The 17,229-nt window shown below is 68.9% G+C and carries 11 protein-coding genes; 9 read left to right on the forward strand and 2 right to left on the reverse strand.

The window, feature by feature from the left end; genetic code table 11:
* The 4 genes from asnB to VEW47_17835 are packed head-to-tail and all read left to right on the forward strand — an operon-like array spanning window position 1 to window position 9,281.
* Window positions 1-1,932, forward strand: coding sequence for an asparagine synthase (glutamine-hydrolyzing) (gene asnB, locus VEW47_17820; GenBank protein ID HYS07039.1), 1,932 nt, complete (start codon window positions 1-3; stop codon window positions 1,930-1,932).
* Window positions 1,899-3,764, forward strand: coding sequence for a non-ribosomal peptide synthetase (locus VEW47_17825; GenBank protein HYS07040.1), 1,866 nt, complete (start codon window positions 1,899-1,901; stop codon window positions 3,762-3,764). The genes asnB and VEW47_17825 overlap by 34 nt, the downstream gene beginning before the upstream one ends.
* Window positions 3,761-5,023: a cytochrome P450 gene (locus VEW47_17830; protein ID HYS07041.1), complete on the forward strand. Its 1,263-nt coding sequence runs from the start codon at window positions 3,761-3,763 to the stop codon at window positions 5,021-5,023. The genes VEW47_17825 and VEW47_17830 overlap by 4 nt, the downstream gene beginning before the upstream one ends.
* Before the next feature lie 16 nt (window positions 5,024-5,039).
* A complete protein-coding gene (locus tag VEW47_17835) occupies window positions 5,040-9,281 on the forward strand; it encodes an amino acid adenylation domain-containing protein (GenBank protein ID HYS07042.1) in 4,242 nt (1,413 codons plus the stop codon).
* A gap of 162 nt (window positions 9,282-9,443) precedes the next feature.
* On the opposite strand, the gene VEW47_17840 is transcribed toward VEW47_17835, so the two are convergent.
* Window positions 9,444-10,292 (reverse strand): hypothetical protein, encoded by an 849-nt coding sequence (locus VEW47_17840; GenBank protein ID HYS07043.1) that lies wholly within the window; start codon window positions 10,290-10,292, stop codon window positions 9,444-9,446.
* A gap of 13 nt (window positions 10,293-10,305) precedes the next feature.
* Complete coding sequence (locus VEW47_17845) at window positions 10,306-10,956, reverse strand: hypothetical protein (GenBank protein HYS07044.1); 651 nt, start codon at window positions 10,954-10,956, stop codon at window positions 10,306-10,308.
* Between the two features lie 225 nt (window positions 10,957-11,181).
* Between VEW47_17845 and VEW47_17850 the strand changes: the two genes are divergently transcribed.
* From VEW47_17850 to VEW47_17870, 5 genes are all read left to right on the forward strand, one after another.
* Window positions 11,182-12,759 (forward strand): XrtA system polysaccharide chain length determinant, encoded by a 1,578-nt coding sequence (locus tag VEW47_17850; GenBank protein ID HYS07045.1) that lies wholly within the window; start codon window positions 11,182-11,184, stop codon window positions 12,757-12,759.
* A gap of 101 nt (window positions 12,760-12,860) precedes the next feature.
* Window positions 12,861-13,580 (forward strand): CpsD/CapB family tyrosine-protein kinase, encoded by a 720-nt coding sequence (locus tag VEW47_17855; protein ID HYS07046.1) that lies wholly within the window; start codon window positions 12,861-12,863, stop codon window positions 13,578-13,580.
* A 229-nt stretch (window positions 13,581-13,809) separates the two neighbouring features.
* Window positions 13,810-15,141: an O-antigen ligase family protein gene (locus tag VEW47_17860; GenBank protein HYS07047.1), complete on the forward strand. Its 1,332-nt coding sequence runs from the start codon at window positions 13,810-13,812 to the stop codon at window positions 15,139-15,141.
* Window positions 15,138-15,974, forward strand: coding sequence for a class I SAM-dependent methyltransferase (locus VEW47_17865; protein HYS07048.1), 837 nt, complete (start codon window positions 15,138-15,140; stop codon window positions 15,972-15,974). The genes VEW47_17860 and VEW47_17865 overlap by 4 nt, the downstream gene beginning before the upstream one ends.
* The gene (locus VEW47_17870) at window positions 15,971-17,227 is read left to right on the forward strand and encodes a glycosyltransferase (GenBank protein ID HYS07049.1); all 1,257 of its coding nucleotides are present in this window, start codon (window positions 15,971-15,973) and stop codon (window positions 17,225-17,227) included. The genes VEW47_17865 and VEW47_17870 overlap by 4 nt, the downstream gene beginning before the upstream one ends.
* Window positions 17,228-17,229 lie beyond the last annotated feature (2 nt).

Below are 17,229 nucleotides of genomic sequence, written 5' to 3' on the forward strand. Positions count from 1 at the left end.
ATGTGCGGCATCGCGGGGATCGTGGACTTCGAAGGGGGATCGGTCAGCGAAGAGCAGGTGCGCGCGATGTGCGCCGTGATGCGACACCGCGGGCCGGACGGTGAGGGGGTATATTTCGCGCCGGGAGTGGGTCTCGGGATGCGCCGGCTGAGCGTCATCGACCTCGACACGGGGGATCAGCCGGTGCGCAACGAGGACGGTACCGCCTGGGTCGTGTTCAACGGCGAGATCTACAACTACAGAGAGCTGCGTCGGGACCTGGAGGGGCGCGGGCACCGCTTCCACACCTCCTCCGACACCGAGTCGATCATCCACCTCTACGAGGACCGCGGCCAGGCCTGCGTCAAGGCGTTGCGCGGCATGTTCGGCCTCGCCATCTGGGACCAGACGCGGAGAACGCTGCTCCTGGCGCGTGACCGGCTCGGTATCAAGCCGCTCTACTACACCGAGGTGGGCGGCCGGCTCGCGTTCGCCTCCGAGCTGAAGGCGCTCCTGCAGCTGCCCGAGGTGGAGGCGAGGATCGACTGGAGGGCGTTCGGCGCGCTGCTCGGGACGCTCTGCACGCCCGCCGACCAGAGCATCGTCGCCGGCGTCAAGAAGCTCGAGCCGGGTCACGTGCTTGTGGCGCGGCCCGGCCGGGGCGTCCGGGTCGAGCGTTACTGGGACGTGTGGTTCGACCCCGTCATGGGCCGCCCGGAGGCGGACGTCGCCGACGAGCTGCGGGGCCTCCTCGAGGAATCGGTGCGCCTGCACATGGCGAGCGACGTCCCGCTGGGCGCCTTCCTCTCAGGCGGGATCGACTCGAGCAGCGTCGTGGCGCTGATGACGCGCCAAGGCGGTGGTCCGGTGAAGACGTTCTCGATCGGATTCAGCGACGCCGATTTCGACGAGACCCCCGACGCGCGGCAGGTGGCCCGGGCCCTGGGGACCGACCATCACGAGAGGATCCTCGCCCCCGACGCGACGGAGATTCTCGAGGACGTCGCCTTCCACCTCGACGAGCCGTTCGGCGACTCCTCGGCCATCCCGACCTACATGGTCTCCAAGCTCGCCTCGGCGCACGTGAAGGTGGTGCTGTCCGGCGACGGCGGCGACGAGCTGTTCGCGGGCTACGAGCGCTATCTTCGGGAGGAGCGCGAAAGGCGTCACGGGGCGCCGGCGCGCTGGGCGATGGGCCGCATCGGCCGCCTCATGCCGCGCGGCATGAGGGGCCGCGAGCGCATGCTGCATCTCTCCCTGCCCGACGACCGGCGCTACCTGCATGGCCTCACGCTGTACGAGCCGGACGACACGAAGATGCTTCTCCGCCCCGACGTCTACGCGGAGGTCGCCCGCCACGATCCGTGGGCCCGAGAGGCGGCGCGGCTGTCGCGCGACGGCCACTGGCTGTCGCGGCTCCAGGACCTGGATCTCACCAGCTACCTGCCGCTCGATATCCTTACGAAGGTCGATCGCATGAGCATGGCCCACTCGATCGAGGCCCGCGTCCCGCTCCTCGATCACAAGGTGGTGGAGTTCGCGGCTAGGATTCCGCCGGAGATGCTGCTGCGCGACGGACGGTCGAAGCACATCCTGAGGCGCGCCATGGCCGGTCTTCTCCCCGAGTCGGTGTTCGAGAAGCCCAAGCGCGGCTTCGCCATCCCCCTCGGCCGCTGGTTCGGCGGACCGCTGCGGGACCTCCCGCGCGACGTGCTGCTGTCGGAGCGCAGCCGGCGCAGGGGGATCCTGGACATGGCCGGCGTCGAGAGGCTCCTCCAGAATCCGAAGCGGCGCGGAACTCTCGACCTGCCAATCTGGACGCTCCTCTCCTTCGAGATGTGGTGCCGGACGTTTCTCGACCGGCCACGCAGGCCGATCGCATCCAGCCCGCGACCGCTGCGGCATGAGGGACGGCCGGCGTGGGCTGCGGCGCGCCCGCTGGTCTCGGCATGATCACGACGCTGACCGGCGACCTGGAGCGGCTCGACTCGGTGGTCGACCGGCTCGGAGCGCGGGCCGCAGAGAACCCCCCGGCTCCGGCGGTGGTGGCGGGCGGGAAGGTGTTGACCTACCGCGACCTCGAAATCCGATCCTCGCGGCTGGCGAAGCGGTTGCGCTCCCTGGGGGTCGGCCCCGACGTCATCGTGGGGCTGTGCCTGGAGCGCTCGCCTGACCTGGTGGTCGGGGCGCTCGGGATCCTCAAGGCGGGCGGAGCCTACCTGCCGCTCGATCCGTCCCACCCCGTCGAGCACCTGGCCCGGCTCCTGAATGATGCCGCGCCCCGGATCCTCGTGACCGCGGCGTGCCTGGCGGATCGCCTGCCACGCGGGGACCGGCGCCTGATCGACCTGGATGCGGAAGCCCCTGACGATGGTCCGGAGCCTCCGGGACACGGCAGCATGTCCATCTCCCCTCGAAGTCTGGCGTACGTCATCTATACCTCCGGCTCGACCGGCCGGCCGAAGGGAGTGGAGATCACGCATGGCGGCCTGTCGAACCTGGTGCGCTGGCATCAGGCGGCGTTCGCCGTCACGGCGCAGGATCGCGCCACGCAGATCGCCGCGGTCGGCTTCGACGCTGCGGTATGGGAGATCTGGCCCTATCTCGCGGCCGGCGCCAGCGTCCACATTCCCGACGAAGCGATCCGACAGAATCCCGAGGCGCTGCGCGACTGGCTGGTCTTCGAAGAGATCAGCGTCACGTTCCTGCCCACGCCCATGGCGGAGCGGATGATGACGCTCGCCTGGCCCGCCGGCGCTCCCCTCCGCGCTCTGCTGACCGGCGCCGATACGCTGCACCGCTACCCGCCGCCCGGCCTGCCCTTCAAGGTGGTGAACAACTACGGTCCGACCGAATGCACGGTGGTCGCGACCTCCGGAATCGTCCCTGCCGACGGAAGCGCCCAGCCGCTGCCCACGATCGGCCGGCCGATCGACAACGTTCAGGTGCACATCCTGGACGAGCGACGGCGACCGGTCGCGCAGGGTGCCGCGGGTGAGCTGTACATCGGCGGTGCGGGCGTCGGTCGAGGTTATCTGAACCGTCCCGATCTGACGGCGGAAAGGTTCCTCAGAGACCCATTCAGCCCGGAACCCACGGCGCGTCTCTACCGGACGGGAGACCTGGGCCGGCGACTTCCTGACGGCCAGATCGCCTTCATGGGCCGGCTCGACGAGCAGGTCAAAATCCGCGGCTATCGCATCGAGCCTGCCGAGATCGTCCGTGCGCTCAACGAACATCCGGATGTCCGGGAAAGCGCGGTCGTCGCCCACGAGACCGCGCTGGGCGACAAACGGCTCGTCGCCTACGTCGTGCCCGCCTCGCGAGAGCCGCCGGCCCCCCGGGCGCTGAAGGACTTCCTCGCGACGCGTCTTCCGGGCTACATGGTGCCCGCCGCCTTCGTGGAGCTTAAGTCCCTGCCGATCAGCGTGAGCGGCAAGCTCGATAGCACAGCCCTGCCACTTCCGGACGAAGGGACCGTCCTTCGGGAAGACGGCTACGTGGCGCCGCGCACGCAGGTCGAGGAGCGCGTCGCCGGGATCCTCGCGCCCCTCCTGGGCCTGGATCGCGTCGGCGTCCTCGACAACTTTTTCACGCTCGGCGGCCACTCCATGCTGGGCACGCAGCTCATCACACGTCTGCGCGAGGCCTTTTCCGTGCAGCTCGCCCTGCGCACCATCTTCGAGACGCCGACCGTCGCCGGTCTCTCGACCGAGATCGAACGCCTCCTGCTCCGCAGGCTCGAAGCCATGAGCGAGGACGAGGCCGCACGGATGCTGCGATGAACGCGAGCCGACTCGCCACGCCGGAGGTCGCCCCGCCGCTGAGCCTCTATCACCTCCTCGAACCGGAGATCATCGCCAACCCGTACCCGCTCTACAGCCGTCTACGGACCGAGGACCCCGTGCACTGGGATCCGTTCCTGTTCGTCTGGGTGGTGACGCGCTACCAGGACGTGATCCGCGTGCTCCGCGATTTCTCCGCGCAGTGCGCCCCGACGCCCGAGCAGCTCAAGGCCATGGGTGTCGCCGACCTGGGCCCGATCGCGAAGGTGATGGTCAAGCAGATGCTGTTCATGGACGCGCCGGCCCACACGCGCATCAGAGGTCTGGCCGCCTGCGCCTTCACGCCGGCGCGCGTCGAAGTCCTGCGGAGCCACATCCGCGAGATCACCGACCGCCTGCTGGAGCCGGTTCTCGCGAAGGGACGAATGGACGTCATCGCGGACCTGGCCGAGCCGCTGCCGTGCATCGTCAGCGCTGAAATGCTGGGCGTGCCGGTGGAGGACCACCGCCGGCTCAAGGCGTGGTCGCAGGATTTCGGGCAGATGCTCGGCAACCTCCAGCACGATCCCAATCTGACACCCGGGGTCCTGCGCACTGTCGAGGAGATGACCGCCTACTTCCGCTCCGCTATGCGCGATCAGAGGAGGCGCCCGCGGGAGGGTCTGGTGAGCACCCTGATGAACGCGGAAATCGACGGCGATCGTCTCACGGAGGAGGAGGTGATCGCGAACTGCATCCTGACCATGGTCGGGGGTCAGGAGACGACCACCAACCTCATCGGCAACGGCGTCTTGTCGCTCCTGCGCCATCCGGACCAGCTCGCGATGCTCAGGAGCGATCTTTCCCTCATCCCGTCCGCGGTCGAGGAGCTGCTCCGCTTCGAGAGTCCGAGCCAGCACACGAGTCGCCTGGCCCCCGCCGATGTCGAGATGGGCGGGCGCCTGATCCGAAAGGGCCAGGTGGTGGTCGCGGTCATGGGCGCGGGCAACCGCGATCCCGATCGGTTTCTCGAGCCCGACCGTCTCGACATCACCCGCCAGGACAACCGTCACCTGGCGTTCGGTTGGGCCGCGCACTTCTGCTTCGGTGCGCCGCTCGCGCGCATCGAAGGTCAGATCGCCTTCGAGGGGATCCTGCGCCGCATGCCCGACCTCGCTCTCGAGCCCGCTCCCCTCGTCTGGCGGACGAACCTGGGCCTGCGCGGCCTGAAGACGTTGCCGGTGACGTTCAGGCACGCCGCTCCCGCCCCCTCGTCCTGACGAACGGTCCACCGCGATGCCCATCGAGGCCCCTCCGGCCGCCTCCTCCGGCACCCCGCTCTCGGAATCGAAGCGCCGACTCCTCGAGAAGTACCGGCGCGGGGACGTTTCCGAGACTCAGGCGGATCGCGACGTCATTTCGCGCCGGCCCGCGGGAGTGAACCCGCCGCTCTCCGTAGGTCAGCATCAGATATGGCTGCACAGTCAGATCGCTCCCGAATTGCCGCTCTACAACGAGCCCATGACGGTGCACCGGACGGGCCTCCTGGACGTGCCGGCCCTGGAGTGGAGCCTGGGAGAGATCCTCAAGCGTCACGAGATCTGGCGGACGACGGTGGCGGTCGTGGACGGCGAGCCGGTCCAGGTCGTCCAGCCGGCCGCGGCATTCTCCCTCCCGGTCGTCGATCTGCGGTCGCTGCCCGGGGCCGCGCGGGAGGCGGAGGCGCTGAGGCTCGCCACCGAAGAGGCTCGACGACCGATGGACCTGGCCCACGGGCCCTTGGCGCGATTCAGACTGATCCACCTGGGCGACGAGGCACACCGGCTCTACATCACACTCCACCAGATGATCTTCGACGGTGTATCGATGTACTCCGTGTTCCTCCCGGAGCTGACGTCTCTCTATGAAGCCCGCGTCGAGGGCCGGCCGTCGCCCCTCCAGCAGCCCCAGACCCAGTACGGAGATTTCGCCCTCTGGCAGAGGCGGCGACAGCGGGAGGATCTCCCATCGAATGCCTTGGACTACTGGCGGCGGCAGCTGGCTGGTGCCCCCGCTGTGCTCGAGCTGCCATGCGATCGGCCGCGACTCTCGCTGCAGACCTTTCGGGGCGGCCAGCCCACGTTTGCCCTGTCGAAGGACCTGAGCGAGCGGCTCAAGACGCTCTCGCGGTCTCTTGGGGCGACGCTCTTCATGATGCTCCTGGCCGCGTTCAACGTCCTCCTCTACCGCTACACGGGACAGGAGGACATCCTCGTCGGGACGGCGGCGACGCGCCGCCGCCGGCCCGAGCTCGAGCACGCCCTGGGTTTCTTCCTCAACACGCTGGTGCTCCGGACTCGTCTCTCGGAACAGCGCAGCTTCCGGGATCTCCTGGCGAGCTTGCGGGAGACGACGCTCGAGGCCCTGGCCCACGGAGATGTTCCGATCGCGGAGGTGGTGAAGAGCCTGCAGCCCAATCGGGATTCAAGCCGCAATCCGCTGTTCCAGGTCATGTTCATCCTGGAACCTCCCCTGCCTCCGCCTCGGCCGGGCTGGACCCTGACGCAGATGGACGTGAACACGGGCATATCCCGGTTCGACCTCTATCTCGAGGCCGACGATCGGCCGGAGGGGATCATCGGCCGCGTCCGCTACAGCACCGATCTCTTCGAACGCGCGACGGTCGATCGGCTGCTCGAGCGCTTCGAAGCCCTGCTCGAGAGCATCGTGGCCAATCCGGAGCAGCGCATCTCCGCCCTGCCCATCCTCGCGCCCGCCGAGCGCAGCGGCGCGCTCCATGACGGCTGCCAGGCGGGGCCGATCCGGCCCGCAGCGGCGTTCGAAAGGAACGAGATCGAGCAGAGCCTTGCGCAACGCTTCGCTCATCTGGCTGAGAGACACCCGCAGCGCGTCGCCGTCAGGGAGGAGGGAGGGGAGTGGACCTACGCCGCGCTCGCTGCAGCGGCAGACCGCGTCGCCGGAGGCCTCGGGGCGGAGCTCGATGAAGACGGAGCGCGGGTAGCACTGCTGCTCGACCACGACGCGCGGATGGTCGCCGGTGTCGTCGGCGCCTTGAAGGCAGGCGGCGTCTATGTGCCCCTCGATCCGGGCCATCCTTCCTCGAGGTTGTCGCACATCGTGGCGGACTGCGACGCCCGCGTCGTGCTGACCACCGCGCGTCATCGAGATCTGGCCGGGACGTTCGCGGGAGCGCGCAAGGTGCTCATCCTGGAGGAGATCCTGGACCGCCCGTCCGGTGACGGACGACCCCGGCTGCCGTCGCCGGACAAGCCCGCCTACATCTTGTATACGTCCGGGTCCACGGGTCGGCCGAAAGGGGTCCTGCAGAGCCACCGGAACGTGCTGCATTTCATCCGGGCCTACAGCGCGAGTCTCCGCCTCCGCGCAGACGATCGGCTGACACTCTTGTCTTCCTACAGCGTCGACGCGGCGGTGATGGACATCTTCGGTGCGCTCCTGAACGCAGCAACACTCTGTCCGATCGACATTCGCGACGTCGGTCTCGCGGGCATGCGCGACCGGCTGCGACGCGACGGAGTCACCATCTATCACTCGACACCCACGGTGTTCCGGCACCTGATCGGAGCGTTGTCCGGAGGCGGGCTGTCCGATAGCCTGCGGTTCATCGTCCTCGGAGGGGAAGAGGTCCGCCGTGAGGACGTCGAGGCGTACCGGCGGCTCACAGGGCCCCGCTGCCGATTCGTGAACGGTCTCGGACCCACGGAATCGACCGTGTCCCTGCAGTACTTCGTCGACAAGGAGACCCGACTCGGTCGGCCCACGCTACCGGTCGGACGCCCGGTCGCGGATACCGAGGTGCTGCTGCTCAGTCGGCGGGGCGAACCCGGCCAGGTGTACGGGGAGATCGCCATCCGCAGCCGTCACGTGGCCCTCGGCTACTGGCGGAAACCGGTCCTGACACGGGAGGTCTTCCTGCCCGATCCTGAAGGAGGTGACAAACGGATCTACCGGACCGGGGACATGGGACGGTTGCTCGCGGACGGTTGCATCGAGTTCGCGGGGAGAAGAGATTCCCAGCTGAAGATCCGAGGATTCCGGGTCGAGCCGGCGGAGATCGAGGACGCGCTGTCGCGGCATACAGGCGTCCGGGAAGCCACAGTGGCGGTCTGCGATGATCCCCGCGGTGAGAAGCGCCTCATGGCGTACTGGGTCGCCGGTGCCGATCCGGTGCCGGCGGACGAGGACCTGCGGCGACACCTGCGCGAGACGCTCCCCGATTTCATGATGCCTTGGGCCTTCGTCCGCCTCGCAGCATTGCCCCTGACGCCCAGCGGGAAAATCGATCGGCTCGCCCTTCCCGATCCCCGGGAAGCGCGGCCGGAGAGCGGGCACCTGTCTCGCCCGCCCGCAGACGGGCTCGAGATTCGGCTGGCGCTCCTCTGGCAGCGTCTTCTCGAGACTGGCCCCGTCGCCTCGGGGGACAACTTCTTCGATCTCGGCGGACATTCGCTTCTGGCGGTGCGGCTGTTCGCGGAAATCGAGGACGCCTTCGGGCTCCGGCTCCCCATGGCCACCTTGTTCAAGGCGCCGACCGTCGAGCAGCTCGCCGCCGTCCTCCGTGACCACGGGACGTCGGCCCAGTGGTCGTCGCTCGTGCCGCTGCAGCCCGGCGACAGCCTGCGTCCGTTCTTCGGCGTGCACGGACACTCGGGAGAGGTCCTGTTCTATAGCGATCTGTGCCGCCGACTGGGTCCGGACCAGCCGTTCTTCGCGCTCCAGGCGCAAGGGCTCGGCGGCAAGCTGCCCCATAGAACGATCGAATCAATGGCCGCCCATTACCTCGAGGAGATCCGCACCGTGCAACCGCGCGGCCCTTACCGCATCGGCGGCTTCTGCCTGGGGGCGACCGTCGCCTTCGAGATGGCGCAGCAGCTCCTGGCGCGCGGGGAAGAGGTCACCCTCCTGGCCCTGTTCGTCGGATACGACGCCGACCTTCGGCATCGCCTCGGGGGGCTGCGCCGCCTGCGCCGAAGAGTATCGCTCAACCTGGAACGGGCCCGAACCCTGCCCGACCGCGACAGAGGGGCCTATCTCCTGGGCAAGGGGCGGGCCGCCGCGCGCCATCTCGCGCGATCCGCGCGTTCCCTCCTCCTGCGGCTGGCTTACGGATGTCTCGACAGGCTCCCCCTCCTGCCGCTGTCACCGCCCGGCGACATCGAGGACATCAACCTCCACGCCGCGCGCCGGTACGCGCCCGGGACCTTTCCGGGACGCATGACCGTCTTCCTGAGCGGGGAGACGCCTGCCGGCTTCTCGCTCGACCCGAAACGGGACCTGGACGGCCTCGAGGCGCGGGAGATCGAGGTGATCAGGGTCCCGGGCGTCACCGACACCATGATGAACGAGCCGCACGTCGGTGTCCTCGGCGCCCTGTTGAGGGCGCGCCTCGACACCGCGGCGTCGAGGCGCGGCGGGGCCTGGATCCAACCTGGCGCGGAAGGTGGAGCGACCGAGGCGTGCCGCACCGGACAGACCCGCATGGAAGCAATGCCCGCCTTTCCCCGCGGGAAGACCTGAAGAGCGCACAGTCACCGCGGGTCCGGGTTTTTCCGGGGTCGATCACCGGGTATTTCCCGCATGAGTGAGGGTTTTCACCTATGGCCCCCGCTTCACGCTCGACGTACGCTATCGTCGGGTTGGTGGGAGCTTCGTGGTAGACGGTCGCCCCCGGGGACCCTCCTACTCCACACCCCCCGGGGGCGTTCGTTCCGTTCGGTCGTTCTGAAACCCCAGCAAGATGAGAGTTCCGGACTCGTCGGTCACCGACAGAATCGGCGGAACTCCGCCAACCGGGGGAGCGAACAGGAGCTCCGCCGGGACCTTGACGATGAAGGCATCCAGCCTGTCGCCGCCGGCATTCCCTGTCCAGACGAAGTACCGGCCCGTCACATCCAGGCTCCCCTTCGGCTCCTTCGCATAATCGTCGCCGCCGCCGGGAGCGTCGAGATCGGTGAGGACGGGGGCGACCACCAGGACGCCCAGGGAGCCGTCCAGCCGGAAACAGACGATCTCGTTCGACCAGACCGCGTCGGTTCGCGAAGCGCTGCTGCCGCAGGCGTACTGGCGGTCCGCGGGCGCGTCCGGCCGCGCGTTGCCGTGCGCGATGTGATTGGGCCCCGGCGCCGTCCAGGTCGTGTTGTGCGAGACCAGCAGACCGGAGAGGGGATCCTTGGAGAAGTCCCAGAGCAGGACGACGTTGGGAAAGATGTTCCAGTTGTCGGCTCCCGCGACGTAGCCGTATCCCATGTCGGCGTGCCCGACGGCGCCGGCCTGGTCCCAGACCAGCCTCTCGTTTCCGGTCCGAAGATCGAAGATCCGCATCTCCAGATCGAACCTGTGGTCCACGTCCTCCAGGCTCATGAGCCAGCGGCCGCTCTTGTCGACATGACATTCGTTGAACGTGCCGATCCTGGGGAAGTACTGGAAGGCGCCCGTGTCCTCGTGGTAGACGACGCAGCCCAGCATCCGGTAGTCGGGGAGCGCGAGAAGCGTCGCCGAGTGGACCGTGTCGTCATCGCTGGAGTGCATCTGCCGGATGACCTTAGTCCTGGCCGAACGGCGGCCGCACGTCGAACACCTTCTGGAACTGCCGGCTCGCGACGTCGAACCGCAGCATCTGCGGGCCGTCGTCGATGTAGAGGACGGTCGGCCGCGTGGCGCTCCAGTACCAGCCCTCTCCGCTGCGCCAGCTCAAGGGAGAGGACGGGTCGAACAGCGGCTCCGGCCCCGCGACCCGGTCGGCCGTCTTGTCGTACCGGAACAGCGATGGCCCGGGGCCGCCGCGGGCCCGGTCGAGCCCGAGCAGGATCAGCATCTCGTCCTGACCGACGTGATCGTTGATGTTCCTCCAGTAGAAGTAGCCGACGTAATCCACGCAATCACCGCCGGCGCAGTCGTCGGCGTTGGTGAGGCGCACGCCGGTCGTGCCGTAGGGCGGCGGAAACGCGAACGCGCCGCGAGCCGGCAGGAGCGCCTGGATCTCCGCGATGGACAGGCGAGGCCGGATCAGCCCGGTGGTGGCACTCTCCAGGAACCCGCCGGGTACGGTCGGGAGGGCGGTCGCGGCCCCGGTCCGGCCGATGCCCGCCCCCGGGCGGAAAGCGACTGCGGCCGCGAGGATCACGGCGAGGATCGGGCAGGCGGACGCGACACGCCTTCTCCCGCGGGACCGCGAGGGGGTTGACGACGTCATCGGATCTCGACTCTACACCCCGGCGGCGGGCGAACGAACGCGGTGGATCCAGCAAGAGCCTCAGGAGGGATCCCCGAGGCCCGTCCGCGTGTCGCCGCGCGTCCGGGCCGCGCGTCCTTCAGGGATTCCCCCGCGGCGCCTTCGGTGAATTCCCTGATTGGCCGCCGCAGCCCGTGGTCGTAGTGTGGACTGGAACGGGCGCACCGAGACGCCAGGGGAGAAACCGTGGACGCGCGCGGGACGCAGGAATCGGGAATCCATCAGGCGCTGGAGACTCTGGCGCGGCGGCGCTGGCTGGGGCTCGTGATCTTCCTCGGGGCGCTGGTGCCGGGCCTCTGCGTCATCGCGTCGCTGCCGGACATCTTCCGGGCCAGCGCCACGGTCCTCGTGGAGCGCCAGCAGGTTCCCGAGACGTTCGTCCGTCCGGCCGTGACGGACGAGCTCGAGATCAGGCTTCACGCCATCAGCGAGGAGGTCATGAGTCGGTCGAGGCTCCAGGAGCTCATCGAGCGCTTCGACCTCTATCCGCGCCAGCGCGCGACGCTCTCGTCCGAGGCGCTGGTCGAGCGGATGCGGCGCGACATCGCTCTCGACCTGAAGGGCGTCGAGCGGACCTGGGACCGCGGGGGGACCGTCGCATTCGCCCTCGGCTTTCGCGGCCGCGACCCGCAGAAGGTCGCCGAGGTGGCCAACGCCCTCGCGTCGCTGTACGTGGAGCAGAACCTCAAGGCTCGCGAGAGGCAGGCGACGCGCACGGCGGACTTCCTGAAGACCCAGCTCGACGAGATGAAGAAGAAGCTGGAGGCGCAGGAGGACAGGATCGGCGAATACAAGAAGCGTCATACCGGCGAGCTGCCGCAGCAGGTGGAGTCGAACATCTCCGTCCTCGGGCGGCTGAACGGCCAGCTGCAGCTCAACGCGGACAGGCAGGCCCGGGCGATGGAGCGCCGCGACCGGCTGGAGGGCCTGGCCGCCGGCGGGGCGCCGGGCGCCGCGGCGGGCGTTTCGGAGGACGTGGAGACGAGGATCGACCGGCTGAGTCTCGAGCTCGCCGAGATGCGCAGACAGTACACCGACAACTACCCCGACGTCGTACGCCTGCAGCAGGAGATCGCCGGCCTCAAGCGCCAGGTCGCTGAGACCCCGCCGGACTCCTCGTCGAAGGGCGCCGCCCGCTCCCAGGACGCGGGGAAGCCTCCGGTGTCGGCCGGACCGGGGCTCAAGGCCGACGCCGAGATCGCGTCCCTGAAACGCGAGGAGGATCGTCTGCGTCGCTCGATCGCCGAGTACGAGCGTCGGATCGACGCCGCGCCCCAGAGACAGCAGGAGTTCCAGGCGCTGTCCCGCGACTACGAGACCACCAAGGAGCTGTACGATTCGCTGCTCAAGCACTACCAGGAATCCCTGGTCTCCGAGAACATGGAGCACGGACAGGCCACCGAACAGTTCCGTATCCTCGATACGGCCGTTCCGCCGCCGCAGGCGTATGCGCCCAACAGGCTCTGGCTGTCGCTCATGGGGCTGATGCTTGCCCTCGGCGTCGCGGTGGTGGGCATGGTCACGGCCGAGCGGCTCGACACCTCGTTTCACGACATCGACAGCATCCGGTCGTTCACCCGCCTGCCGATCCTGGCGAGGGTCCCGCGCATCGTGACGCGGGCGGACGTCATCTGGAGGGCCGTCAAGACAGGTCTCGCGGTCGTGGTGCTGGCGGCCGGGCTGGCGGCGGCCGGGGCGGCCTCGTACTACGTTGCGCGTGATCAGGAGCAGCTGGTCTTTATTCTGGGCGGGGGACGACAGTAGCCGGGACTGCGGGGGACAGGATGAGAGCATCGGCCGATGCACCCTTGGATCGCCACACGGACAGAATCGCTCCGGCGCCCCGCGTCGAGGAGGGAGGAGAGTTGAACCCCCGCCTGGTCAGTCTGATCGCACCCGCGTCGTTCGAGGCCGAGCAATACCGGTCCCTCCGCCATCGGCTCGAGTCGCGGGCGGGAGACGAGCGGCTCCAGGTCGTCGCCGTGACCAGCGCCGTTCCCGGGGAAGGGAAGACCACCACGGCGATCAATCTGGCCGGGGCGCTGGCGCAGTCACGCGAGTCGCGCGTCCTTCTGATCGACGCCGATCTCCGTCGCCCCGGCGTCGGGGTGCAGCTGGGTCTGCCCGACTCGCGGGGGACCGGGCTTGCGGACGCGATCCTCGACCCGACTCTCTCCCTCGAAAGCGTGATCCTGCGCCGCGTTCCCCTGAGCATCGGGATCCTGACGGCCGGAAGGGTGCCCCCCGCCCCCTACGAGGCGCTGCAATCGCCCCGGCTCGGCGCCCTCCTCGAGGAGGCGCGAGGCCTCTTCGATCACGTCGTGGTCGACACGCCGCCCTTGATCCCGGTCCCCGACTGCCGGCTGATCGCGCGCTGGGTCGACGGACTCCTCATGGTGGTGGCGGCGGACAGGACTCCCCGGAAGATGTTCGAAGAAGGGCTCAACATGATCGAGCCCGCGAAGATGATCGGCGTCGTCTTCAACGGCGAAAGGCGCAGCCGGTCCGGCTACTACGGGTACTCCCGCGCCTACGCCGGATCGCCGCGCCCGCCACGCCGGGAACCCCGCGCCGGGGCGCGCTGATCGGGTGGTTTACCGACGGTGTTTGCGGGATACCCCGATTGAAGCGACGCTCTCCCGGGGGTAAAAACACTGCGCCATGCTGGACCAGGCCGCGGGACCTGTCACCGGGGTCCCCGGGCACAGCACATCCGCAATCGGCGGCTTCGCTCCCGGAGGGATGCCGGAACCGAAGGGGGCGAAGCCCGTCGAGGATCGCACGCCCGGATCGTCGGTCCCAAATCACCGGACAATGCAGAGAGCCCGGGTCGAGAGCAGGATCGCTTCATGCGATGACGTCGCTTGGTGGAGGGCGGGCGTCCAGGAAATCCACCTTGCGGAGTCGGAGGACCCAGGGAGCCGCGTCACGTTCTGGGCGCTGATTGCCTTCACCTTCGTTCTCCTGCTCGCTCCCCAGGCCTTCCTCCCGGCGCTCGCGCCTCTGCACCTGGGGGTGCTGACGGCGGCGGTGGCGATCACGACTTACCTCGTCGATCGGTTCGTCTATCGCAGACCGCTCCTGAGGGTCACACCCGAGATCGTCGCCCTCGCCTGCCTGGTCATGTGGGCGCTGATCACCATTCCCTGGTCCTACTGGCCGGGTGGCAGCCTGGCGTTTCTCGTGAACGATTTCTTCAAGACCCTGGCGATCTTCGTGCTGCTCTGCAACGTCCTGAGCACCCGGTCGCGGCTGCGCCTGGCGGTCAGGTGGCTGGTGGTGATGGCGGTGCCTCTCGCGGCCTTCGGCGTCCACGAGTACCTCGCGGGGCGCTTCATGGACGAAGGCGCCGTGAAGCGGATCCAGAGCTACGAAGCGCCGCTCACCTCGAACCCGAACGACCTCGCCCTGATGCTCAACCTGATCCTGCCGCTGACGCTGGCGCTCGCTCTGGCGCAGTCGGGGACGCTCCCGCGTCTCCTCCTCCTGGGATGCGCCGGGCTCGATGCCGCGGCGGTGATCCTGACCTTCTCGCGCGCCGGCTTCATCTGCCTGGCCGCGACGAGCGTCATCTACTTCCTCAGGCTCCTGCGCCGCCCCGAGCGCGGCTGGGCGATCGCGGCGCTCTGCCTCGCCCTCATGGCCGTGCCCTGTCTGCCCGCGGGATACATGGATCGGCTGAGCACGATCACCCACATCGAATCCGACCCGACCGGCTCGGCGCAGGAGCGGCGGGACGACACGCTGGCGGCCCTGCGCCTCGTCTCCCAGAGTCCGATCGTCGGCGCCGGTATCGGCGAGAACATCCTGGCCCTCAACGAGATCAGGGGGGCGAGCTGGAAGAAGGTCCACAACGTCTATCTGGAGTATGCGACGGACTTGGGTGTTCCGGGGTTGATCCTGTTCCTGGTGGTCCTCGTGGGGTCCGTGCGATCGGCCGGGTTCGTCATGCGGCGGACGGCCTGGACGCCACCGCTGCGGGATCTGTTCCTCCTGGCCGAGGGGATCCAGATCAGCCTCTTCGTCTTCGCGATCGCCGCGCTGTTCCACCCGGTGGCGTACCACTTCTACTTCTATTACATGGCCGGGCTCGCCCTGGCGGCGCGAGGGGCGCATGTCGGGGCGAGCCGGGAGGTGACGCGATGACGACCGCGCGGGTCGGCCCGAGCGACTGGCTCTGGAAGGAAGGGGGCGGCTACTACACCGAGACCGCCGGCGAGCTGGTTCTCCGGCCCATCCTGCCGGACATCGGCCGCCCGCGCGATCGGAGGCTCTTCGAGCTGTTCGAGCGGCACTGCGGCCTGGGCCCGGGATCCCGCGTGCTCGAGGCGGGATGCGGGCGCTCCCGCTGGCTTCCATTCCTCGGCCTGCGTCTCGGCTGCCGCGTGACCGGGATCGACATCGAGCCGCACGCCGCCGACCTCGCGAGCGCGAACCTCCGGGGCGCCGGAGCCGAGGGGGACGTCGTCTGCGGAGACGCCTTCGCCCTGCACCGGCGCGAGGACCTGCGCGGCGCCTTCGACGTCGTCTACTCGATGGGTGTCCTGGAGCATTTCCCCGACGTGGTCGGGCGGGTCGCCTCCCTCGCGCTCTACCTGAAGCCCGGCGGCCGCATCCTGACCACCGTTCCCAATCTTCAAGGACTGAACTGGCTCCTGCAGCGCCTGGGGGATCTGCGCACGCTCCAGGCGCACGTGGTCTACGACACGCCGGCCCTGGTGAAGGTCCACGAGGAGGCCGGGTTCCGGACGATCGCGGCCGGCTACGCCGGATTCTTCGACGCCTATCTGTCGTCCTCCGCCGGAAGCGAGAGCCGCCTCCGGCGCGCGGCGCACGCGGAGACCTGCCGGGCGCTCGGCCGGAGCGCGGAGGCGTGGCTGCGGCTCCTGCGCGGCCGCGGCACTCCCGAGATGCGATACCTGGCGCCGCATGTCGTCTATGTCGGCCGCCTCGGGCGCGAGGCTGGGGTGCTCCGATGATCGCCGCTCCGCCCCCGCCGGCCGCCGGCCCGGTGTCGTCGAGCGACGACAGGATCAGGCTCCTGACGTTCGTGAACCATTTCGCGGTGGGGGGGACGGAGAGGCACGTCGTGAACCTGGGGAAATCGCTCGATCGATCGCAGTTCGACGTCCACCTGGCCTGCTTCCGCCGGATGGGGCAGTTCCTAGGGGAGGCCGAGGCCTGCCGTCTGCCGATCTGGGAATACCCGATCAACAGTCTCCACAACCGCAGGACCCTCCGGCAGCAGTGGCGATTCGTCCGGGATCTCCGGCGTCACCGGATCCAGATCGTCCACACCTACAACTTCTACCCGAACGTATTCGCCCTGCCCGCGGCCAGACTGGCGCGTGCGCCGCGCGTCGTCGCGTCCATCCGGGACACGGGCATCTACCAGACGCCGATGCAGAAGCGCGTCCAGAGGCTCGCCTGCCGGATGGCGGACTGCATCGTGGTCAACGCCGACGCGGTCCGGCTGTGGCTGATTGGCGAAGGCTACCAGCCGCACAAGATCGTCGTCATCAGGAACGGCGTGGATCTGAGCCAATTCGAGGCGGGGGGGGACGGAGGTCGCGTGCGGCGCGAGATCGGGGTGCCGCAGGGGGCGCCGATCGTGGCCGTCGTCTCGCGCCTGCACGAGCTCAAGGGCCTCGACGACTTTCTCGAGGCGGCCGCCCTCCTGGCGGCCCGCCACCGGGAGGTCCGCTTCCTGATCGTCGGCGGCCGCCTCGCCCTGAGGGACGGGACTCCGGTAAGCGACGACGCCTATTCGGAGAGCCTGGCACGCAAGGCGCGGCACCTCGGCATCGCCGACCGTGTGGTGTTCACCGGCTTCCGGCTGGACGTCGCGAATCTGCTGCGGGAGGTCTCCGTGTCCGTGCTCCCGTCCTTGAGCGAGGGGCTGTCGAACGTCCTGCTCGAATCGATGGCCGCCGGCGTCCCCGTCGTCACGACTCCGGTGGGCGGCAGCCCCGAGGCGGTCGTGGACGGCGTGACCGGGTTCCTGGTCCCGACGCGGAACCCGGGGGCCCTGGCGCGCGCCATCGACTCTCTGCTCGCCGATCCCGGCCTGGCACGGCGCCTGGGCGAGGCGGGACGCCGGCGGATCGTGGAGCACTTCAGCCTCGACGGCATGACCAGGGCGACCGAGCGGTTGTACCAATCGCTCCTGGACCGGCGTCGGTTCCAGGGCGCGGAAGAGCGGGACTCCGGCGTCCGGCGGGAAGCAGTCTAAGG

The organism is Candidatus Dormiibacterota bacterium, assembly GCA_035635555.1.
GTDB lineage: Bacteria > Acidobacteriota > Polarisedimenticolia > Gp22-AA2 > Gp22-AA2 > Gp22-AA3.